The organism is Blastococcus sp. SYSU D00820 (genome assembly GCF_054050695.1).
On the sequence record NZ_JBJGZW010000007.1, the window covers coordinates 1 to 18,255 of the forward strand.

Sequence of the window (18,255 nt, forward strand, 5' to 3'; positions counted from 1 at the left end):
GGGGTGGCATGGGCCGGCGCCGGCCCGGGGGGGGGCGCGGGGCGGGGGCCGGGGGGGGGCGGGCGCGGGGGTGCCGCGGCGCGGCGGGCCCCGCGCGGCCCCCCGATGCGGTGGCCGCGGCTCAAGCCGGCCGAACCGGGACCCGACCGGACTCCTCAAGCCGCACGGCCGGGTCAGCCGATCCGGACCAGCCGGCCCCCACCCCCCAGGGAGAGACCGTGATCAACCCGTTCGCCACCCTCGTGACCCTCACCGCGCTGGCCAAGGACCGTCTCCGCAGCGAGGAGGAGGGCGCCACCGCCGTCGAGTACGGCCTGCTGGTCGGCCTCATCGCCGCCATGATCATCGGCGTCGTCGCCTTCCTCGGCACCGACCTGATGAACCTCTTCCAGGACATCGTCAACGCGCTGCCCTGACGCAGCCCGTACGCCCGTGCCGGCGCGGCGGCCCCACCCCCGGGGGGCCGCCGCGCCGTCGCACCCCCCCCGTCCAGCGAGAGGAGGAGCCGTTCCATGACCCGTGCGCACCGCGAACGCGGCGCCAGCGCCGTCGAGTTCGCCCTGGTGATGCCGCTGCTCCTGCTCCTCGTGCTGGGCATCGTCGAGTTCGGCCGGGGCTTCCAGGTGCAGGGCACCCTGTCGGCGGCCGCCCGCGAGGGCGTGCGCCTCATGGCGCTGCAGAACGATCCGGCCGCGGCCCGCGCCGCCGTCCGGTCGGTGGCCTCGTCGCTGGACCCGGCGATCACCGACGCGCAGATCGCCATCACCCCGCAGCACTGCACCCCGGGCACGGGGTCGACGACGGTCCGGCTGACCATCACCTACGAGATGCCCTTCCTCACGGGCTTCTTCGGCGCGGACGTGGACCTCACCGGCACGGGGGTCATGCGGTGCGGCGGCTGACCCGGCGGCTGCGGACCGGGGACGAGCGCGGCGCCGCCGCCGTCCTGGTCTCGCTGCTGCTCGTGCCGGTGTGCGGCTTCGCGGCCATCGCCATCGACGTGGGCGCGGTCTACGCCGAGCGGGCCCGGCTCCAGGTCGCCGCCGACGCCGCCGCGCTCGCCGTGGCGCAGGACTGCGCCCGCGGGGCCTGCGGCGACATGCAGGCGACCGCCGACGCCATGGTCGCGGCCAACGCCGGCGAGGCGACCGCGGCACCCCCGGTGCTGTCCAGCCGGCCGACCAGCGTCACCGTCACCGGCAGCCAGCCGACCGAGCACTGGTTCGCCCCGGTGATCGGCATCGACGCGACCACCGTGACCGCGACGGCGACGGTCGCGTGGGGCGCTCCCGGCGGCGGGACCGCGGTGCTGCCGCTGGCCTTCTCCTGGTGCGAGTTCGCGCAGCAGACCGGTGGCGGCCTGCCGTCGGGCAGCACCGTGCGCACCGTCCGGCTGACCAAGACCTCGGGCACGACCGACTGCACCGGACCCTCGCGCAACATCGTCCCCGGCGGCTTCGGCTACCTGGTCACCGATCCGGGGCGGTGCGCGGCGACCAGCGCGGTCGGCGGCCGGTCGCCGTCCTCGACCGGCAACACCCCGCCGTCGTCCTGCTCGCCGGCGGACTTCACCACGCTGGTCGGGCGCACGGTGCTGCTGCCGATCTTCGACGAGTTCGGGGGCAGCGGCAGCAACGCCTGGTACCACGTGTACGGCTACGCGGCCTTCCACATCACCGGCTACGCGCTGGGCGGCCAGTTCGAGACCCGGCCCCAGCCGTGCTCCGGCAACGACCGCTGCATCTCCGGCTACTTCACCCGCTGGGTGGAGCTCTCCGATGCCTTCACGTCCTCCCCGACCGCGCCCGACCTGGGCGCGGAGATCCTCCGGCTGATCCGATAGGTGCCCGCGTGAGACGACTGCTGGCCGCCCTGGCGGCCCTCCTGCTCGCCCTCGTGGGCACGGTGGTCCTGGCCGCCTACGTCCGGGGCGCCGACGCCCGCGCCCTCGAGGGCGTCGAGACCGTCGAGGTCCTCGTCGTGGCCGAGCCCGTGCCCGAGGGCACCCCGGGCGAGGCACTCGGCGACCTGGTGACCACCGAGCTCCTCCCCGCGAAGGCCGCGGTGCCCGGCCGGGTCACCGACCTGGCCCAGCTCACCGGGCTGGTCGCCGTCGTCGACCTGGCGCCCGGCGAGCAGGTGCTGGCCGAGCGCTTCGCCGAGCCCGAGGCGCTCGGCGTCCCCGGCACGGTGCCGGTGCCCGAGGGCCTGGGCGAGATCAGCGTCGCGCTGGAGCCCCAGCGGGCGGTCGGTGGCCGGCTGGCCGCCGGCGACACCGTGGGCGTCTACCTGTCCCTCGTCTTCGAGGACGGCACGGCCACCACGCACGCCGTCCTCCACTCGGTGCTGGTCACGCAGGTGCAGGGCGCTCCCGTGCAGGGCGCCGAGACCGCCGCCGACGACGGCGGTCCGGCCGCCCCCGTCGGGAGCCTGCTCGTGACGCTGGCCCTGCCGGCCGGCGACGCCGAGACGGTCGTCTACGGCGCCGAGCACGGGACGCTCTGGCTGTCCCTGGAGCCCGAGGGGGCCGACACGGACGGCACGCAGGTCATCAGCCAGATGGACGTCTACGGAGAGGTGCCCAGATGAGTCGCGTGGTGCTCGCGGCGGCCGACGCCGACCTGGCCGGCCGGGTCTCCCTCGCCGCCGACGGCGACGTGGCGGTCCTGCCCCCGGGCCGGCTCCCGGCCGACCCCGCCCGGCTGTTCGAGCAGCTGCTCGACGGCGAGCTGCCCGACGTGCTGGTCGTCGGCCCGGCGGCCGCGCCGGCCGAGGCGCTGTCCCTGGCCGCCCGGCTGGACGTGCAGTGCCCGGGGATCAGCCTGGTGCTGGTGGCCGAGCCGACGCCGCAGCTGTGGCAGGCGGCCATGCGCGCCGGCGTCCGGGACCTGCTGCGGCCCGCCGCCGACCCCGCGGAGCTGCGCGCGGCCATCGAGCGGGCCGGCGCCGCGGCGGCCGGCCGGCGGCGGGTGCTGCGCCCGCCGACCGAGACCGCGCGGTACACCGGCCGGGTCCTCACGGTCGCCTCTCCCAAGGGTGGGGTCGGCAAGACGACCGTGGCCACGAACCTGGCCATCGGCCTGACCGCCGCGGCGCCCCAGTCCACCGTGCTGGTCGACCTCGACGTGCAGTTCGGCGACGTCGCCTCGGCGCTCGGGCTGACCCCCGAGTACAGCCTCCCCGACGCCGTCCACGGTCCGGCCAGCGAGGACACCATGGTCCTCAAGACCTTCCTCACCCAGCACCCGTCGGGCCTGTTCGCGGTCTGCGGCGCGGACTCGCCGGCCGCCGGCGACCTGGTCACCGCCGACGACGTCACCCGGCTCCTGGCCGCCCTCGCCCGGGAGTTCCGCTACGTCGTCGTCGACACCGCCCCCGGCCTGTCGGAGCAGACGCTGGCGGCGCTCGATCGCGCCACCGACGTGGTGATGCTGAGCAGCATGGACGTCCCCGGCGTCCGCGGGCTGCGCAAGGAGCTCGACGTGCTGCGCGAGCTGTGCATGATCCCGGCCGGGCGGCACGTCGTCATGAACTTCGCCGACGCGCGCGGCGGGCTGTCGGTGCGCGACGTCGAGACCGCGATCGGCATCGGGATCGACGTCGTCCTGCCGCGCTCGTCGGCCGTGCCGGCCTCCACGAACGCCGGTGTGCCGCTGCTGCAGGCCGGCACCCGCGACCCGATGGCCAAGGAGCTGCGCCGGCTGGTCGCCCGCTTCGCCGCCACGCCGATCGTCCGTCCCGGCCGGTACCGCGCCAAGCACCGGGCGGCCTCGTGACCTCGGCCTCGATGCACCGGGCGGCCTCGTGAGCTCGCTCGCCGACCGGCTCTCCGCCGCCCGCGGCACGCCCGCCGCACCCGCCGTCCCGGCCGGCGTGCCCGCGCCGCGGCCGGTGGCTGCGTCCGCCGCGCCGCCACCGGACGCGCTGAGCCGGCTCAAGGAGCGCGTCGGCAAGGCGCTGTTCGAGCGCATGGGCAGCCGGATGACCGACGCCGGCCTCGGTGAGGAGCAGCTGCGCACGATCGTCCTCGGCGAGCTCGACGAGGTGGTCGAGGAGGAGAAGGTCCCGCTCAGCGCCGAGGAGCGGGCCCGGCTGACCGCCGAGCTCGCCGACGACGTGCTGGGCCTCGGGCCCCTGCAGCGGCTGCTCGACGACGACTCGGTCAGCGAGATCATGGTCAACGGCCCGGAGTCGATCTACGTCGAGCAGGGCGGCAAGCTGCTCCGCACCGCCGTCCGGTTCGCCTCGGAGGAGCACCTGCGCCGGGTCATCGACCGGATCGTCAGCCGGGTGGGCCGGCGCATCGACGAGTCCTCGCCGCTGGTCGACGCCCGGCTGGCCGACGGCTCCCGCGTCAACGCGATCATCCCGCCGCTGGCCTTCAGCGGCTCGACGCTCACCATCCGCAAGTTCTCGAAGGACCCGTTCACCGTCGAGGACCTGCTCGGCTTCGGCACGCTCTCGCCGGAGATGGCCGAGCTGCTGCGGGCCTGCGTGGAGGCCCGGCTCAACGTCATCGTCAGCGGCGGCACGGGCACGGGGAAGACGACGCTGCTCAACGTGCTGTCCTCGTTCATCCCCGAGGGCGAGCGCATCGTCACGATCGAGGACGCCGTCGAGCTGCAGCTGCAGCAGGAGCACGTCGTCCGGCTGGAGTCGCGCCCACCCAACATCGAGGGCCGCGGCGCGGTCTCCATCCGCGACCTGGTGCGCAACTCGCTGCGCATGCGGCCGGACCGGATCGTGGTGGGGGAGTGCCGCGGGGGCGAGAGCCTGGACATGCTCCAGGCGATGAACACCGGCCACGACGGGTCGCTGTCCACGGTGCACGCCAACTCCCCGCGGGACGCCGTCGCGCGGCTGGAGACGCTGGTGCTCATGGCCGGCATGGACCTGCCGCTGCGGGCCATCCGCGAGCAGATCGCCTCCGCCGTCGACGTCGTCGTCCAGCTCACCCGGCTGCGCGACGGCACCCGCCGGGTCACCCACGTCACCGAGGTGCAGGGGATGGAGGGCGAGACGGTGACCCTGCAGGACGCCTTCCTCTTCGACTACTCCGCCGGGGTCGACGCCTCCGGCCGCTTCCTCGGCCGGCCGGTGCCGACCGGCGTGCGCCCGCGGTTCACCGACCGGTTCGCCGACCTGGGCATCACCCTGTCGCCGCGGGTCTTCGGTGCCGAGCCGCTGCGGCAGCGGGGGTGGGCGTGAGCACGCTGCTCCTGGTGGCCGGCGTCGCCGCGGTGCTGGCCGCGCTGCTGCTCGTCGCCCTCGTCGTCCTGCCGTCCGGGCCGGCGCGCGTGCCGTTGTCCCGGCTCGACCCCGCCGTCGCGCCGCCGGCCTCCGCGCTGGCCGGCGCCGGCGCCGTGGCCGGCGCGGCCGTCCAGCGGGTGCTCGTCCGGCGTGGCCGGCTCGCCGCCGGCAGCGCCGCCCTCGAGCGCGCCGGCCTGGGGGTGTCCCTGGCCGACTTCGTCCTGCTCACCGGGCTGGCCACGCTCGGGCTCGGCGTGGTGGGCGCCCTGCTCGGCGGGCTGCTGCTGTGCCTGCTGCTGGCGCTCGCAGGCCCGCTGGGCGCCAAGCTGCTGCTCGTCGTCCGGACCGGCCGGCGGCAGTCGGCCTTCGCCGACCAGCTCGACGACTCGCTGCAGCTCATGGCCAGCAGCCTGCGCGCCGGGCACAGCCTGCTGCGGGCGGTCGACGCGGTGTCGCAGGAGGCCGAGGCGCCGACGTCGGAGGAGTTCGCCCGCATCGTCAACGAGACCCGCGTCGGCCGGGACCTGTCCGACGCCCTGGACGAGGTGGCCGCCCGCACGGGCAGCGACGACTTCGCGTGGGTCGCGCAGGCCATCGCGATCCACCGGGAGGTCGGCGGCAACCTCGCCGAGGTGCTCGACGTCGTCGGCGGCACCATCCGCGAGCGCAACGCGCTGCGCCGCCAGGTGAAGGCGCTGTCGGCCGAGGGCAAGCTGTCGGCGGTCGTGCTCATGGCGCTGCCCTTCGGCGTCGCCGGCTTCATCGCGCTGACCAACCCCGCCTACCTGAGCGCCTTCACCGAGACCACGGCCGGTGTGGTGATGCTGGTCGTCGCCGGGTTGCTGCTGGTGGTCGGCGGCTGGTGGCTGTCCAAGATGGTGAGCATCCGGTTCTGATGAGCGCCGTCCCCGTTCCGGTCCTGGCGGCCGCGGCCGCCGTCTCCCTCGCCGTGCCGCTGCTCGGCTGGGCGCTGCTCGCCCGCCCCGGGGCGGCCGCCGCCCGGGCGCGGGACAACCTGGTCCGCGGCCTGGACGCCGCCGTCGCCACCCCGGTCCGCTCCGGCCCCCGCCCGCTGACCCGGCTGGTCCGGGCGCTCACGCCGGGCGGCACCGTCTCCCGCGTCGACCGGCTGCTGGCCACCGCCGGCCGGCCGGCCGACTGGCCCGTCGGGCGGGTGATCGCCGCCAAACTGGTCCTCGTCGCCGTCGCCGGCGGGCTCGGGACGCTGGCGGTGAGCGCCCGGCCGGGCCTGCTGCTGGTGCTGGTCGTCACGGCCGTCACCGTCACCGCGTACTTCCTGCCCGAACTGCTGCTCAGCAGCCGCGGTCAGGAACGGCAGCAGGAGATCGCCCGGGAGCTCGCCGACACCCTCGACCAGATGACCATCGCCGTGGAGGCGGGGCTGGGCTTCGAGTCCGCGCTGGCCCGGGCCGGTCGCAACGGCACCGGGCCGCTGGCCGAGGAGCTGGTGCGCACGCTGCAGGACATCGGCGTCGGCCAGCCGCGCCGGGAGGCCTACCTCGCGCTCGCCGAGCGCACCGGCGTCCCGGACCTGCGCCGCTTCATCCGTGCCGTGGTCCAGGCCGACGCCTACGGGGTCTCGATCGCCGACGTGCTGCGCACCCAGGCCGCGGAGATGCGGCTCAAGCGGCGGCAGCGGGCGGAGGAGAAGGCCATGCAGATCCCGGTGAAGGTGATCTTCCCGCTGATGACCTGCATCCTGCCCGTGCTGTTCATCGTGCTGCTGGGGCCCGCGGCCATGGACATCGCGGAGGCGTTCAGCGGCTGACCCGCAGCGCCCGGCGGGACCGCGCGGTCGCGGTCCCGCCGGGGCGGCGATCAGCCGGTGGAGCGGGGCTGCGCGGGGTTGGTCGGGTCGCCCTGGGACGGCGGGTTCATCGCCGGACCGGTGGTCGCCTCCGACACCTTGGACCCCGTGGCGGCGTGCACCGGGTCGTCGGCGGCCGGGGCGGCGGGGTCGCCACCCGAGGGCTGGGCGCCCTCCCGCAGCGACTGCAGGCGGTTCTCCATGATCGTGACGACCTGGAGCCGGTTGGCGTGGGCCCGCTCGTACTCCAGCACCGTCTCGAGCTCGCCGGCCTCCAGCGTGCGGATCCGCGAGGTCAGCCCCTCCACGGGCAGGTGGTCGTAGTCGGGCAGGGGCAGCTGGTCGTGCTCGGTCATGGCGACCGCCTACCCGTGCCTCCGCCATCCGACACCGGGTGTGAGGTGCGGGTCGGTGGGTAGGCGGCTCGGGACGGCGCCGCCGCCCCCAGCCCGCGGGCGCACGCGCACCCCCGATCGACCGAGGAGATGTCCCACCTCATGAACGTGTCCTTCCTTGAGCCGGTCTACGCAGCCTCCGGGCCCTTCGCCACGGTCTGCGCCGACGTCACCCACACCACCGAGAACGCCGACACGGAGCTGGACCTGCGGGTGCGCGCGATCGCCGAGCGGCTCGCCGAGCAGGGCGCGCCGGAGGCGGTGGTCGAGGCGGTGCGCGGGCGGCTGCTCGAGGGCAACGACGGCGGCGAGGCCGGCACCCTCAAGGGCCGCGCCGTCGTCGTGGCCGCCGACGGCAGCGTCGTGCTCGACCAGGCGCTGGCCGACGTCCCGGTGCGCGAGGTCGCCGAGTGGAGCCCCCAGCCTGACCTCCTGCCGGTGCTGCGTGCGCTGCCCGGCCGGGTGCCGCACATCGTCGCGATCGTCGACCGCGTCGGCGCCGACATCTCCTACATCGGTGCCCCCGGCACCGTGGAGGAGGAGGAGACCGTCGAGGGCGACAGCTTCCAGATCCGCAAGTTCCAGGGCGGCGGCTGGGCGCACCACCGCTACCAGCACAACGCCGAGAACAAGTGGATCCACAACGCCGAGGAGGTCGGCAGGACCATCGCCTCGATGACGCGGCGGCTGGCGCCCCGGTTCGTGCTGATGGCCGGCGACATGCGGGCCCGCCAGATCCTCACCGACCGCGCCAGCGACCTGTGGTCGGACCTCATCGTGTCCATGGACGAGGGCGGCCGGGCCGCCGGCGCCGACCGCGAGCCGGTGGACCGGCGCGAGGCCGAGCTGGTCGCCGAGCACGAGGCGCACGCCGAGGCCCAGGCCGTCGAGCAGATCTCGTCGGCGGGCGCGCACGGCCTGGCCGTCACCGGGACGGCGAACGTCGTCGAGGCGCTGCGCAAGGGCCAGGTCGAGACGCTGGTGCTCGCCGACCCGCCGGACGAGGAGAAGCTGCTGGTCGGCTCCTCCCCGCTCGAGCTCGGGGTCGACCAGGCCGACATCGACGCCCTCGGCAGCCAGGAGGCGCACTCGGTGCCCGCCGAGCGCGCGCTGCTCGCCGCCGCGGTGGCCGGCGCCGCCGAGGTGGTCGTCGTCCCGCGGGCGGCGATGCCCGGCGACATCCCGGTCGCGGCGATCCTGCGCTACACCGACGACTCCACGCCGTCCCCGCAGTGACCCCCGCACCCCCCGACCCCCGACGACGAGGAGACCTCCCGTGACCGACCCGCACACGCCCGCCACCGCTCCCGGCACCGACGAGGGGAGCATCGAGCGCCGCGCCGCCCTCGCCGAGGCCCTCGGCAAGGAGGTGTGGCCGGCCGACCGCGACACCCTGCTGGCCAAGGCGCAGGAGGGCACCCCGCCCGACCGCGTGCTGGCCGACCTGCGCCGGCTCCCGGAGGGCCGCACCTTCGGCAACGTGCAGGAGGTGGCCGAGGCGCTGGGCCTGGGCACCGAGCAGCAGCGGTTCTGAGGGGCGTCCGTGACCACGCAGAAGAAGCCCAGCCCGGAGGCGCTCGACAACGTCACCGAGGACAACATCACCACCCGCTCGCAGCTGCTCCCCGAGGAGGCCGAGCTCGCCGGCAGCGGCATGGAGGAGGTGGCGGCCGAGGTGATCCTCGCCGAGTCCGAGGAGCGCACCGTCAACACCGACCCGGACGACGCCCAGGGCGCCCACCGGCAGTCCGCCGAGACGGCGGACCTGCCCTGAGCTGCGTCCACGAGCACGAGGTCCAGCTCCGCTGGTCGGACCCGGACATGCTCGGCCACGTCAACCACGCCCGGGCACTCGCGCTCATCGAGGACGCCCGGCTGGCCATGGCCGACGGGGCCCCGGCCGGGTCGGGCATCGTCCTGGCCCGGCTGGAGGCCGACTACCTCCGGCAGTTGTACTACCGGGTGCACGAGCGGCTCTGCGTGCGCAGCACGGTGACCCGGCTGGGCACGCGGTCGGTCACGGTGCGCCAGGAGCTCGTCCAGGACGACCAGGTCGCCATCCGTGCGTCGGTGGTCCTGGTCTCCTTCGACTTCGCCGCGGATGCCAGCGTGCCGCTGACCGAGGGGCAGCGGGCGCACTGGAGCCGGTACCTGGCCGGCTGAGGAGGGCCGATGCCGTTCTTCGCCGGCTTCGCGGAGTCGCGGATCGAGGTGGGGGACGGCGTCGTCCTCCGGGTGCGCACCGGCGGGAGCGGACCGCCGGTCGTGCTGCTGCACGGCCACCCGCGCACGCACACCACCTGGCACCGTGTGGCCCCGCTGCTGGCCGCCGGCGGGCACACCGTCGTCTGCCCGGACCTGCGCGGGTACGGACGGTCGAGCAAGCCGCCGACCGCTCCGGACCACGCCCCCTACGGCAAGCGCGCGATGGCCGGTGACGTCGTCGCGCTGATGCGCCGGCTCGGGCACGAGCGGTTCGCCGTCGTCGACTGCATCCCGATCGTCGAGCACCTCGACCGCGCCGACGCCCGCTTCGCCACAGCCTGGTGCCAGGAGGACCACCCTTCCCCCCACGCCTCGCAGGCTCGGCGCGGGCCCCTGAAGGGTGGCCGGCCTGGTACGGCGCCCTGCAGCCCGGGCGCCGCGAGGCGATGGGCCCGGAGAACCACGACGACCACCTGGGCGCCATCCGCGACCCGGCCACCGTCCAGGCCATGCTCGAGGACTACCGCGCCGGCCTGACCGTCGACCGTGCCGCCGACGAGGCCGACCGCGGCGGCCGGACGACGGGTTCCGGCGCCCACCCTCGTGCTGTGGTCGGCGCGCGACGACCTCGAGGAGCTGCACGGCGATCCGCTCGCCGTCTGGCGGGCCTGGACGACCGACCTGCGCGGCGGCGGGCCGCTCGACAGCGGCCACCACGTGGCCGAGGAGGCGCCGGAGGAGCTGGTCAGGGCGCTGCTGCCGTTCCTGGACATGTGATCTTGGGGTGCGACCGGGGTAGGGGCCGGTCATGCCCAAGACGACGAAGAGCGGCAAGGCGAAGAAGAGCGAGATCCCGAGCACCCTGCAGCGCTCGGACGCCAAGGCCCAGCGCACGTTCGCCAAGGCCCACGACTCCGCCGCTGATCAGTACGGCGACGAGCAGCGCGCCAACCAGGTCGCGTGGGCGGCGGTCAAGCACACCCACGAGAAGGTCGGCGACCACTGGCAGCCCAAGGAGAAGGGCAAGAAGGGCCCGTCGGACGCGCAGGCCGCGGGCGGCAGGGACACCAACCGGAAGACGGCGGGCGGCGTGGACGCCAACGCCTCCAAGGACCACCTGCTGAAGCTGGCCAAGAAGCTCGACATCAGCGGCCGGTCGACGATGAAGAAGAAGGAACTGGTCGCCGCCATCCAGAAGGCGAACGACAAGGAGACCGGCGCCGCGCGGAAGAAGAAGACGAACGGCACGTCGAAGCCGAAGGCGAAGAAGAAGTAACCCTCAGCCGCCGGGCACGAGCACCAGCCGGGTCTGCCGCCCGCCGAGGTAGCGCACGCCGGCGTCGGTGAGCGCGACGCCCTCCTCGAGGCCCATCCGCACGCACTGGCCGCCCCACTCGGGCACCGCCACGCGCACGCACAGCTCCAGCGCGTAGACGGTGTCCGGGTGCAGGGCGTGCTCACCGGCCCCTGGCACGTGCTCCTGCTGGTCCCACAGCCCGATCGCCGGCCCGGCGCCGTGCCCGTGCACGCCGACCGGGTGCGAGTAGACCTCGCCCTCGATGCCCTCCGCGGCGGCGGCCGCCCGGACGGCGGCCAGCACCTCGTTGCCGGTGCGCCCCGGCCGCAGCTGCGCGGTGGTGAGGTCCTGCAGCCGGTTGCCCAGCGACAGCGCCCGGCGCAGCCCGGCGGGCGCCTCCGTCTCGCCCGGGCGCAGTACGTACGCCGTCCGCTGGCTGTCGGTGCGCAGGCCCAGGGTCGACGTGCCGACGTCGCAGTGCACCAGGTCGCCCGGCTGCACCGGGCTGTCGTACGGGACGGCGGGCAGCAGCGTGCCGCGGTCGGGCACCGGCGGCACCCCCGCCCGCTGCAGGTCGACGACGGGCTGGAACCAGGGCTCCAGCCCCCGGTCGGCGAAGCGCTGCCGCAGCTCCCAGGCGAGGTCCGCGCCGGTGGTCCGGCCGACCTCCAGGACGGCGGGGGAGAGCACCTCGTCGACCACCGCGTGCACCACCGCGTTGAGGGCGTCGAGGACGGCGATCTCCTCCGGCAGCCGGGTCTCCAGCCAGCGCACCACCAGGTGCTCCGCGGAGACCACCCGCTCGGCGTAGGGGCCCAGCGCCGCCAGGAGCAGGCCGTGCTCGGTGTGCGACAGCCCGTCGGCCAGCGCGAAGTCGGCCGAGACGTCGACGCCGATCCGCTGCGGGTCGGCCTGCTCCACGAACCGGCGCACGGTGGCCCACTGCGAGGCCTCGGCGTCGAGGCCGGGCACCTCGCCGGGGGTCCAGGCCGGGAGGAACTGCCCGACCGGGTAGCGCGACACCGCCACCGGGGTGACGCCGTCGTCGCTGCGGTGCAGCGCCAGCACCGTCCGCCGCCGCGCCGACAGCCACGACGCCGGCAGCAGGGTGGCCAGCACCGGGTCCTCGTTGTACTCCCGGCCCACGACCAGCCACAGGTCGATGCCGGCGTCGTCCATCAGACCGGGCAGCACGTCGAGCAGCCGCTGGGTCAGCCAGCGGTCGCGGACGTCGGCCTGCTCGCGCAGCGTCAGCGGCACCGTACGGGTCGGATCCGCCACGACGAGCGTCATGCCGGTCGCCGAACGGTCGTGCCCATGCCACCAGGGAAGCAGAGTTCGGCGTCCCCCACCGGTCGAGACCGGGAGCGAGGTCAGGCGACGTCGGTGCCGGCGGTCTCCCCGGCCGTGCCGGTCGGCCGGTGCGCGTCGTCCGGAGCGGTGCGGGGCCGGGGGGTGATCATGGCCGCGACGCGGTCCCGGCCGGCCTGCTTGGCCTCGTACATGGCCCCGTCGGCGCGGTCGATGAGCCGCCACAGCCCGTCGGCGGGGTCCTCGCCGTCCGCCGGGCGGACCAGCGCGATGCCGATCGAGGCGGTGACCCCGTGGCCGCCGTCGGTGCGGGTCGAGGCCACGGCGCGGCGCAGCCGCTCGGCCAGCCGGTTGGCCTCGGCCGGGTCGGACACCATGCCGAGGACCACGAGCTCCTCCCCGCCGAGGCGGGCCAGCACGTCGCTGGGCCGCACCGACGACGACAGCGCCTCGGCGACCGCCTTGAGGACGGCGTCGCCGGCAGCGTGCCCGTGCTCGTCGTTGAGCGCCTTGAAGTGGTCGAGGTCGAGGACCATCGCGGTGACCCGGCTGCCCTCCCGGCGGGCCTGCCGCCAGACGCGGGCCGCCTGCTCCTCGAGGTGCCGCCGGTTGCACAGCCCGGTGAGCGGGTCGAGGCGCGAGAGCTCCTGGGTGGCGGCCAGCAGCCGCTGCACGCGCCGGCGCAGGAGGTACACCCCGAACGTCGTGCTGGCCAGCACGCCGGCGTTCACGCAGATCTGGATCACCAGCCCGGCGGTGTTGGCGTAGCTGTTCCACAGGCCTGCGGCGACGGCCACCGGCGTGAGCGCGAGGTGGACGGCGAACATCCACCGGTCGAGGAACCAGGCCGCGGCGATGGCGGGGAACAGCAGCATCAGCGGCGTGGCGTACCGGATCGGGTCCTCGATGCAGACGGCGACGACCACGTAGATCAGGTCGCCGAGCAGGACCAGCCCGAACGTCTCCCAGCGGCCCAGCCGGCTGCGCAGCCCGATGGGGACGGCGGCGATCAGGAGCAGCGCCATCGTGCCGCCGTACAGCCACCGGGGGGCGCCGTCGCGCAGGACCCCGTCGACGAGCAGGTTGACCGAGCCCATGAGGCCGCCGAGGAAGGCCAGGGCGGCGACGCACACGGCGGCCAGCCGCGGGTCGACGGCGCGGCTGGCCGGCGGCTCCAGGTACGCGTCGGCGGACCGGGCCTTCTCCCTGCGTGGCCGTCCCATCACCGAGGCAGCATGCCGTACCGATCCCGTTCTGCGGGCATCGGGACGCACGAGAGGACGGCGCCGTTCCGCGGACGCCTTGCAGCTCCCCGCGCCGGCCGGGCCGGTGCCAGGGTGGGCGCCATGTCGCACCCCGATCCCGCCCTGGTCGACGTCCGCCTGGTGGCCGACAACCCGCTGCGCGAGGCGGGCTCGGCCGCGCTCCGGATGGTGGCCCCAGGGGCGGCCACCGCCGGCCGCTTCGGACTGGTCGAGTACCGGCTCGCCGCACGCAGCGCCGGCGCGGCCCCGCACTACCACCAGACCTTCTCCGAGTCGTTCTACGTCACCGGGGGTGAGCTGACCCTCTACGTCGCCGGCCGGTGGCAGCCGTACCGGCCGGGCGACTTCGCCATCGCCCACGAGCGGGGCGTGCACGGCTTCCGCAACGACGGCGACGAGCCGGCCACCTTCCTGATCCTGTTCACCCCCGGCATCGCGCGCGAGCTGTTCTTCGCCGAGATGGCCGAGCTGCGGCGCAGCGGGCGCACCCCCTCGGCCGAGGAGATGACCGCCTTCTACGCCCGCCACGACCAGGTGATGGTCGAGGGCTGAGCGGGTGTCCCGGCCCGGCGGTCTGGGCAGGGAGACGTCGAGCGACGTCGAGCGGGAGGAGACCGGCATGACCACCGGGCCGTGGTTCTACTGCCTCAAGCACAGGACCGTGGAGACCAAGGACGGCTGCGCCGAGCGCCACCGGCTGGGCCCCTACGCGACCCGCGAGGAGGCCGAGCACGCCCTGGAGTCGGTCGCCGAGCGCAACGAGAAGCTGGACGCCGAGGACCGCGCGTGGGAGTCGGACTGACCGCGTCCGGAGCGCGGCGATGACCGACGGGCGGGTGGTGGAGGAGCTGCTGGTCGGGGTGCTCGGCGGGCCCGGCACGCAGGGCCCCGGCCTGGCGGTGCGGCTGGCGGCCGCCGGGCAGCGGGTGCTGCTCGGCGCGGCGGACGCCGGGCAGGCCGAGGCGACCGCGGCCGGGCTGGCGCGGGCGGCCGCCGCCGCGGCCGGCGGCGAGGTCTGGCTGCGCGGCGGCGCGGACGTCGACGTCGCCGGGGCGGCGGACCTCGTCGTGGTCGCCGTGCCGTTCGCCGGGCACGCGCGGCTGCTGTCGGCGCTGGCGGCGCCGCTGGCCGGCAAGGTGGTCGTCGACTCCGTCGTCCCGGTGGACGCCGACGAGTTCGGCCCCTACGTGCTGGCCGTGCCCGAGGGGTCGGCCACCCAGCAGGCCGCGGCACTGCTGCCCGACAGCCGGGTGACCGGCGCCTTCCACCACCTGCCGGCCGCGCTGCTGGAGGACCTCTCCCGGCCGACGCTGGACGCCGACGTCCTGGTCGTCGGCGACGACCGGGAGGCGACCGACCTCGTGCAGGCGCTGGCCGGCCGGCTGCCGGGGATGCGCGGGGTGTACGCCGGGCGGCTGCGTGACGCGCGCCCGGTCGAGGCGCTGGCGGTCAACCTCGGCGCGGTGCAGGCCCGGTACGGCGGCCACGCGGGGCTGCGGGTCACCGGCGTCTGAGCCGACGGTGCGACACTGCGGTCGTGCTGCTCGTGACCGCGGTGGCCGTCCTGCACGGCCTCGCCGTCCTCGTCATGCTCACCGGCGCGCTGCTCGCCCTCCGGTGGCCCCGGCTGGCGCTCGTGCACGCCCCGCTGGCGGCGGCGATCCTGGCGGTCAACCTCGCCGGAGCCGACTGCCCGCTGACCGACCTGGAGCTCGCGCTCCGCGAGCGCGCCGGCGCCGGCGGCCTCGACGGTGGCTTCCTCGGCCACTACCTGTTCGGTCCGCTGGGGCTCGACGTCCGCGCCGCCTCCGTGCAGGTCGGGATGTACGCCGTCGCCCTGGGCCTCAACGCCCTCGGCTACGGACTGCTGGCCGCCCGCGCCCTCAGTCGAACGAGTGCTCCGGACCCGGGAAGGTCCCCCCGCGGACGTCGTCGGCGTACTCCCGGGCCGCCCGCAGCAGCTCGCCCCGCAGGTCCGCGTACTTCTTGACGAACCGCGGCACCCGCCCGCCGTTGAGCCCGGCCATGTCCGGCCAGACCAGCACCTGGGCGTCGCAGCCGGCGCCCGCGCCGATGCCGACCGTCGGGATGGCCAGCTCCGCGGTCACCCGGGCGGCCAGCTCGGCCGGCACCATCTCGAGGACGACGGCGAACGCGCCGGCCTCCTGCACCGCGCGGGCGTCGGCGAGCAGCTGCTCGGCGCCGGCGCCGCGGCCCTGCACCCGGAACCCGCCGAGGGCGTGCTCGCTCTGCGGCGTGAACCCGATGTGCGCCATGACCGGGATGCCGGACTCGGTGAGCAGCCGGATCTGCGGGGCGACGCGCACGCCGCCCTCGAGCTTCACCGCCTGCGCCCCGCCCTCCTTCATCAGCCGGACGGCGCTGTCGAAGGCCGGCTGCGGGCCGGACTCGTAGCTGCCGAAGGGCAGGTCGGCGACGACCAGCGCGCGGGTGGTCGACCGGGTGACCGCGCGGGTCATGAACAGCATGTCCTCGAGCGTCACCGGCACGGTGCTGGTCAGCCCCATGACCACGTTGCCGGCCGAGTCGCCGACCAGCAGCACCGGGATGCCGGCCTCCTCGAACACCGCCGCGCTGTAGGTGTCGTAGGCGGTGAGCATCGCCCAGCGCTCGCCGCGCTCCTTGGCCTGCTGCAGGTGGTGGATGCGGACGCGGGCGGTCGAGGCCCCGCCGTAGAGGACCGACTCGGTCATGACTGCTCCGCTCCCTCGCGCACCGTCGGCAGGGTCTCCCGCCAGCGGTTGGTGATCGGCAGCCGGCGGTCCCGGCCGAACGCCTTCAGGCTGATCTTGGTGCCCGGGGCGGACTGGCGGCGCTTGAACTCCGCGGCATCCACCAGACGGAGGACCCGCGCCACGACCTCGGGGTCGTGCCCGCGCTCGAGCAGCTCGGCCATGCCGAGGTCGCGGTCGACGTAGTCGGCGACGACGGCGTCGAGCTCCTCGTACGACGGCAGCGAGTCGGTGTCCTTCTGACCCGGCGCCAGCTCGGCCGACGGCGGCTTGTCGATCGAGTTCTGCGGGATGGGCTCGACCTCGCCCCGCTCCCGGGCGTACGCGTTGCGCCAGCGGGCCAGCTCCCAGACGAGGGTCTTGGGGACGTCCTTGATGGGGGCGAACCCGCCGGCGGCGTCCCCGTAGAGGGTGGAGTAGCCGACCGCGACCTCGCTCTTGTTGCTGGTGGCCAGCAGCAGGTGGCCGTGCTGGTTGGACAGCCCCATCAGCAGCGTGCCGCGCACCCGGGCCTGCAGGTTCTCCGCGGCCACACCCGACAGCTCCACCGAGCCCTCGAACGCCGCCACGATCGGCGCGATCGGGACGACGGAGTAGTGCAGCCCCAGCCGCTGGGCCGAGTCCTCGGCGTCGGACAGCGAGTGCTCGCTGGACCACCTCGACGGCAGGCCGACGCCGTACACCCGGTCGGGCCCGAGCGCGTCGACGGCGAGCGCGGCGACCAGCGCCGAGTCGATCCCGCCGGACAGGCCGAGCACCACCGAGGGCAGGCCGTTGCCGTCGATGAAGTCCTTCAGGCCCAGCACCAGCGCCCGCCACACCTCCTCGCAGTCGGTCAGCGGCTCGGCGACGCTGCCCGGCCGCGCCTCGAACGCGGCGACCGGCTCCTCGGAGAGCACGGAGCGGGTGACCGTCATCGGCCCGACCCGGCCCTCCCGGCGCTCGGGGACGGCGGCGGGGTCGACGGTGAGGTCGACGGTGAGCAGGTGCTCGACGAACTGCGGCGCGCGGGCCAGGAGCGTGCCGTCGGCGGCGACGGCCATCGAGTCGCCGTCGAAGACCAGCTCGTCCTGGCCGCCCACCTGGTTGCAGTAGACGATCGTCGCCCGCGCCTCGGCGGCGCGGCGGCGGACCAGCGGCAGCCGCAGGTCGTCCTTGGCCCGCTCGTAGGGCGAGGCGTTGGGGGAGACCACCAGGTCGACGCCGGCCTGCCCGGCGACGCCGCACGGACCGCCCTCCACCCAGAGGTCCTCGCAGACGGTCATCGCGATGTCCACCCCGTGCAGCCGGACGACGGGCAGCTCGGTACCGGGCACGAAGTACCGGGCCTCGTCGAAGACGCCGTAGTTGGGCAGGTGCCGCTTGTAGTAGCGGGCCACCACCTCGCCGCCGTGCAGCAGCGCGGCCGCGTTGCGGGGGGCGCCGCGGCGCGGGTTGGCGTCGGCCGGCCGGTCGTCGTCGGTCGGCGGGGTGTCGATCGGTGCCGGCCCGCTGCCCTCGGTGTGGGCGAGGTAGCCGACCACCACCGCCAGCTCGCCGAGTCCCTGCTCGGCCAGCTCGCGGGCCAGCTCGACGACCCCCCGCTCGCTGGCCCGGGCGAACGACTCGCGCAGCACGAGGTCCTCGGCCGGGTAGCCGGTGAGGGTCATCTCCGGGAAGACGACGACGTGCGCCCCGGCGTCCCGGGCCTTCGCGCTCCACTGCCTGACCCGCTCCGCGTTGCCGGCGAGGTCGCCGACGCGCGTGTCGACCTGGGCCAGCGCCACCCGCAACTGCACCGTCTGTCCGCTCACCAGGCCATCCTCGTCTGCGGGCCGCGGCATCGGCCACCGGGTGCGGGCGTGGCCGGCGACACGTCGGCGGGTCGCGGCCCGCGATGATGTGCCCGGACGGCGGAGCAGGCAGGCTGGGGGACGACGTCACACCCCGGAAACGAGCGGACGCGATCATG

Annotated in this window: 24 protein-coding genes; 19 read left to right on the forward strand and 5 right to left on the reverse strand. The window is 75.3% G+C overall.

Features of this window, described 5'->3' with window-relative positions; translation table 11 throughout:
* Nucleotides 1–218: 218 nt before the first annotated feature.
* The 8 genes from ACI79R_RS09775 (at nt 219) to ACI79R_RS09810 (ending at nt 7,039) form a co-directional block, all read left to right on the forward strand.
* Nucleotides 219–416, forward strand: a complete 198-nt coding sequence (locus ACI79R_RS09775) for a Flp family type IVb pilin (protein WP_456573411.1) — start codon at nt 219–221, stop codon at nt 414–416.
* Between the two features lie 96 nt (nt 417–512).
* Nucleotides 513–902 carry a TadE/TadG family type IV pilus assembly protein gene (locus ACI79R_RS09780; protein WP_456573412.1) on the forward strand — a complete coding sequence of 130 codons (390 nt, stop codon included), beginning with the start codon at nt 513–515 and terminating at the stop codon, nt 900–902.
* On the forward strand, nt 890–1,843 hold the full coding sequence (locus ACI79R_RS09785; protein ID WP_456573413.1) for a pilus assembly protein TadG-related protein: 954 nt from the start codon (nt 890–892) through the stop codon (nt 1,841–1,843). The genes ACI79R_RS09780 and ACI79R_RS09785 overlap by 13 nt, the downstream gene beginning before the upstream one ends.
* Before the next feature lie 8 nt (nt 1,844–1,851).
* Nucleotides 1,852–2,589: a Flp pilus assembly protein CpaB gene (gene cpaB / locus ACI79R_RS09790; protein WP_456573414.1), complete on the forward strand. Its 738-nt coding sequence runs from the start codon at nt 1,852–1,854 to the stop codon at nt 2,587–2,589.
* Complete coding sequence (locus ACI79R_RS09795; RefSeq protein ID WP_456573415.1) at nt 2,586–3,776, forward strand: AAA family ATPase; 1,191 nt, start codon at nt 2,586–2,588, stop codon at nt 3,774–3,776. Before cpaB ends, ACI79R_RS09795 begins: the two co-directional genes overlap by 4 nt.
* 28 nt (nt 3,777–3,804) lie before the next feature.
* Nucleotides 3,805–5,208, forward strand: a complete 1,404-nt coding sequence (locus tag ACI79R_RS09800) for a CpaF family protein (RefSeq protein ID WP_456573416.1) — start codon at nt 3,805–3,807, stop codon at nt 5,206–5,208.
* Nucleotides 5,205–6,146, forward strand: a complete 942-nt coding sequence (locus ACI79R_RS09805) for a type II secretion system F family protein (protein WP_456573417.1) — start codon at nt 5,205–5,207, stop codon at nt 6,144–6,146. Before ACI79R_RS09800 ends, ACI79R_RS09805 begins: the two co-directional genes overlap by 4 nt.
* The gene (locus ACI79R_RS09810; RefSeq protein WP_456573418.1) at nt 6,146–7,039 is read left to right on the forward strand and encodes a type II secretion system F family protein; all 894 of its coding nucleotides are present in this window, start codon (nt 6,146–6,148) and stop codon (nt 7,037–7,039) included. The genes ACI79R_RS09805 and ACI79R_RS09810 overlap by 1 nt, the downstream gene beginning before the upstream one ends.
* 50 nt (nt 7,040–7,089) lie before the next feature.
* Here the strand turns inward: ACI79R_RS09810 and ACI79R_RS09815 are convergent, their stop codons facing one another.
* A complete protein-coding gene (locus ACI79R_RS09815; protein WP_456573419.1) occupies nt 7,090–7,434 on the reverse strand; it encodes a hypothetical protein in 345 nt (114 codons plus the stop codon).
* A gap of 141 nt (nt 7,435–7,575) precedes the next feature.
* Between ACI79R_RS09815 and ACI79R_RS09820 the strand changes: the two genes are divergently transcribed.
* The 7 genes from ACI79R_RS09820 to ACI79R_RS09850 are packed head-to-tail and all read left to right on the forward strand — an operon-like array spanning nt 7,576 to nt 10,954.
* Nucleotides 7,576–8,709 (forward strand): baeRF2 domain-containing protein, encoded by a 1,134-nt coding sequence (locus ACI79R_RS09820; RefSeq protein WP_456573420.1) that lies wholly within the window; start codon nt 7,576–7,578, stop codon nt 8,707–8,709.
* Nucleotides 8,710–8,749: 40 nt separating this feature from the next.
* A complete protein-coding gene (locus ACI79R_RS09825; RefSeq protein WP_456573421.1) occupies nt 8,750–9,007 on the forward strand; it encodes a DUF2795 domain-containing protein in 258 nt (85 codons plus the stop codon).
* Between the two features lie 9 nt (nt 9,008–9,016).
* Nucleotides 9,017–9,247, forward strand: a complete 231-nt coding sequence (locus ACI79R_RS09830; RefSeq protein ID WP_456573422.1) for a hypothetical protein — start codon at nt 9,017–9,019, stop codon at nt 9,245–9,247.
* Nucleotides 9,244–9,636, forward strand: a complete 393-nt coding sequence (locus tag ACI79R_RS09835; protein ID WP_456573587.1) for an acyl-CoA thioesterase — start codon at nt 9,244–9,246, stop codon at nt 9,634–9,636. Before ACI79R_RS09830 ends, ACI79R_RS09835 begins: the two co-directional genes overlap by 4 nt.
* Nucleotides 9,637–9,645: 9 nt before the next feature.
* Nucleotides 9,646–10,215: an alpha/beta fold hydrolase gene (locus ACI79R_RS09840; protein WP_456573423.1), complete on the forward strand. Its 570-nt coding sequence runs from the start codon at nt 9,646–9,648 to the stop codon at nt 10,213–10,215.
* Between the two features lie 9 nt (nt 10,216–10,224).
* Nucleotides 10,225–10,455, forward strand: a complete 231-nt coding sequence (locus ACI79R_RS09845) for an alpha/beta fold hydrolase (protein WP_456573424.1) — start codon at nt 10,225–10,227, stop codon at nt 10,453–10,455.
* 31 nt (nt 10,456–10,486) lie between these two features.
* On the forward strand, nt 10,487–10,954 hold the full coding sequence (locus tag ACI79R_RS09850; protein ID WP_456573425.1) for a ChaB family protein: 468 nt from the start codon (nt 10,487–10,489) through the stop codon (nt 10,952–10,954).
* 3 nt (nt 10,955–10,957) lie between these two features.
* Here ACI79R_RS09850 and ACI79R_RS09855 read toward each other — a convergent pair whose 3' ends face one another.
* Both ACI79R_RS09855 and ACI79R_RS09860 read right to left on the reverse strand, forming a co-directional pair.
* Nucleotides 10,958–12,268 carry a M24 family metallopeptidase gene (locus ACI79R_RS09855; RefSeq protein ID WP_456573426.1) on the reverse strand — a complete coding sequence of 437 codons (1,311 nt, stop codon included), beginning with the start codon at nt 12,266–12,268 and terminating at the stop codon, nt 10,958–10,960.
* Between the two features lie 80 nt (nt 12,269–12,348).
* A complete protein-coding gene (locus ACI79R_RS09860; RefSeq protein WP_456573588.1) occupies nt 12,349–13,509 on the reverse strand; it encodes a diguanylate cyclase domain-containing protein in 1,161 nt (386 codons plus the stop codon).
* Between the two features lie 123 nt (nt 13,510–13,632).
* On the opposite strand from ACI79R_RS09860, the gene ACI79R_RS09865 reads away from it, so the two are divergent.
* The 4 genes from ACI79R_RS09865 to ACI79R_RS09880 all read left to right on the forward strand — a co-directional run bounded on the left by ACI79R_RS09865 (nt 13,633) and on the right by ACI79R_RS09880 (nt 15,541).
* Nucleotides 13,633–14,103 (forward strand): cupin domain-containing protein, encoded by a 471-nt coding sequence (locus ACI79R_RS09865; protein WP_456573427.1) that lies wholly within the window; start codon nt 13,633–13,635, stop codon nt 14,101–14,103.
* Between the two features lie 67 nt (nt 14,104–14,170).
* On the forward strand, nt 14,171–14,353 hold the full coding sequence (locus ACI79R_RS09870) for a hypothetical protein (RefSeq protein ID WP_456573428.1): 183 nt from the start codon (nt 14,171–14,173) through the stop codon (nt 14,351–14,353).
* 19 nt (nt 14,354–14,372) lie between these two features.
* On the forward strand, nt 14,373–15,065 hold the full coding sequence (npdG, locus tag ACI79R_RS09875) for an NADPH-dependent F420 reductase (protein ID WP_456573429.1): 693 nt from the start codon (nt 14,373–14,375) through the stop codon (nt 15,063–15,065).
* A 23-nt stretch (nt 15,066–15,088) separates the two neighbouring features.
* Nucleotides 15,089–15,541, forward strand: a complete 453-nt coding sequence (locus ACI79R_RS09880) for a DUF2784 domain-containing protein (RefSeq protein ID WP_456573430.1) — start codon at nt 15,089–15,091, stop codon at nt 15,539–15,541.
* On the opposite strand, the gene panB is transcribed toward ACI79R_RS09880, so the two are convergent.
* Both panB and ACI79R_RS09890 read right to left on the reverse strand, forming a co-directional pair.
* Nucleotides 15,435–16,265 (reverse strand): 3-methyl-2-oxobutanoate hydroxymethyltransferase, encoded by an 831-nt coding sequence (panB, locus tag ACI79R_RS09885; RefSeq protein ID WP_456573431.1) that lies wholly within the window; start codon nt 16,263–16,265, stop codon nt 15,435–15,437. The two genes, ACI79R_RS09880 and panB, sit on opposite strands and share 107 nt — an antisense overlap.
* Nucleotides 16,262–18,097: an NAD+ synthase gene (locus ACI79R_RS09890; RefSeq protein ID WP_456573432.1), complete on the reverse strand. Its 1,836-nt coding sequence runs from the start codon at nt 18,095–18,097 to the stop codon at nt 16,262–16,264. The genes panB and ACI79R_RS09890 overlap by 4 nt, the downstream gene beginning before the upstream one ends.
* Nucleotides 18,098–18,255 lie beyond the last annotated feature (158 nt).

Excerpts from the sequence above, each read along its gene's own strand:
- ACI79R_RS09850 (WP_456573425.1), top strand. The coding sequence starts at position 10,487 with ATGCCCAAGACGACGAAGAGCGGCAAGGCGAAGAAGAGCGAGATCCCG.
- ACI79R_RS09815 (WP_456573419.1), bottom strand. The coding sequence starts at position 7,434 with ATGACCGAGCACGACCAGCTGCCCCTGCCCGACTACGACCACCTGCCC.
- panB (WP_456573431.1), bottom strand. The coding sequence starts at position 16,265 with ATGACCGAGTCGGTCCTCTACGGCGGGGCCTCGACCGCCCGCGTCCGC.
- ACI79R_RS09860 (WP_456573588.1), bottom strand. The coding sequence starts at position 13,509 with ATGGGACGGCCACGCAGGGAGAAGGCCCGGTCCGCCGACGCGTACCTG.
- ACI79R_RS09795 (WP_456573415.1), top strand. The coding sequence starts at position 2,586 with ATGAGTCGCGTGGTGCTCGCGGCGGCCGACGCCGACCTGGCCGGCCGG.
- npdG (WP_456573429.1), top strand. The coding sequence starts at position 14,373 with ATGACCGACGGGCGGGTGGTGGAGGAGCTGCTGGTCGGGGTGCTCGGC.
- ACI79R_RS09870 (WP_456573428.1), top strand. The coding sequence starts at position 14,171 with ATGACCACCGGGCCGTGGTTCTACTGCCTCAAGCACAGGACCGTGGAG.
- ACI79R_RS09840 (WP_456573423.1), top strand. The coding sequence starts at position 9,646 with ATGCCGTTCTTCGCCGGCTTCGCGGAGTCGCGGATCGAGGTGGGGGAC.
- ACI79R_RS09810 (WP_456573418.1), top strand. The coding sequence starts at position 6,146 with ATGAGCGCCGTCCCCGTTCCGGTCCTGGCGGCCGCGGCCGCCGTCTCC.
- ACI79R_RS09820 (WP_456573420.1), top strand. The coding sequence starts at position 7,576 with ATGAACGTGTCCTTCCTTGAGCCGGTCTACGCAGCCTCCGGGCCCTTC.
- ACI79R_RS09855 (WP_456573426.1), bottom strand. The coding sequence starts at position 12,268 with ATGACGCTCGTCGTGGCGGATCCGACCCGTACGGTGCCGCTGACGCTG.
- ACI79R_RS09865 (WP_456573427.1), top strand. The coding sequence starts at position 13,633 with ATGTCGCACCCCGATCCCGCCCTGGTCGACGTCCGCCTGGTGGCCGAC.
- ACI79R_RS09780 (WP_456573412.1), top strand. The coding sequence starts at position 513 with ATGACCCGTGCGCACCGCGAACGCGGCGCCAGCGCCGTCGAGTTCGCC.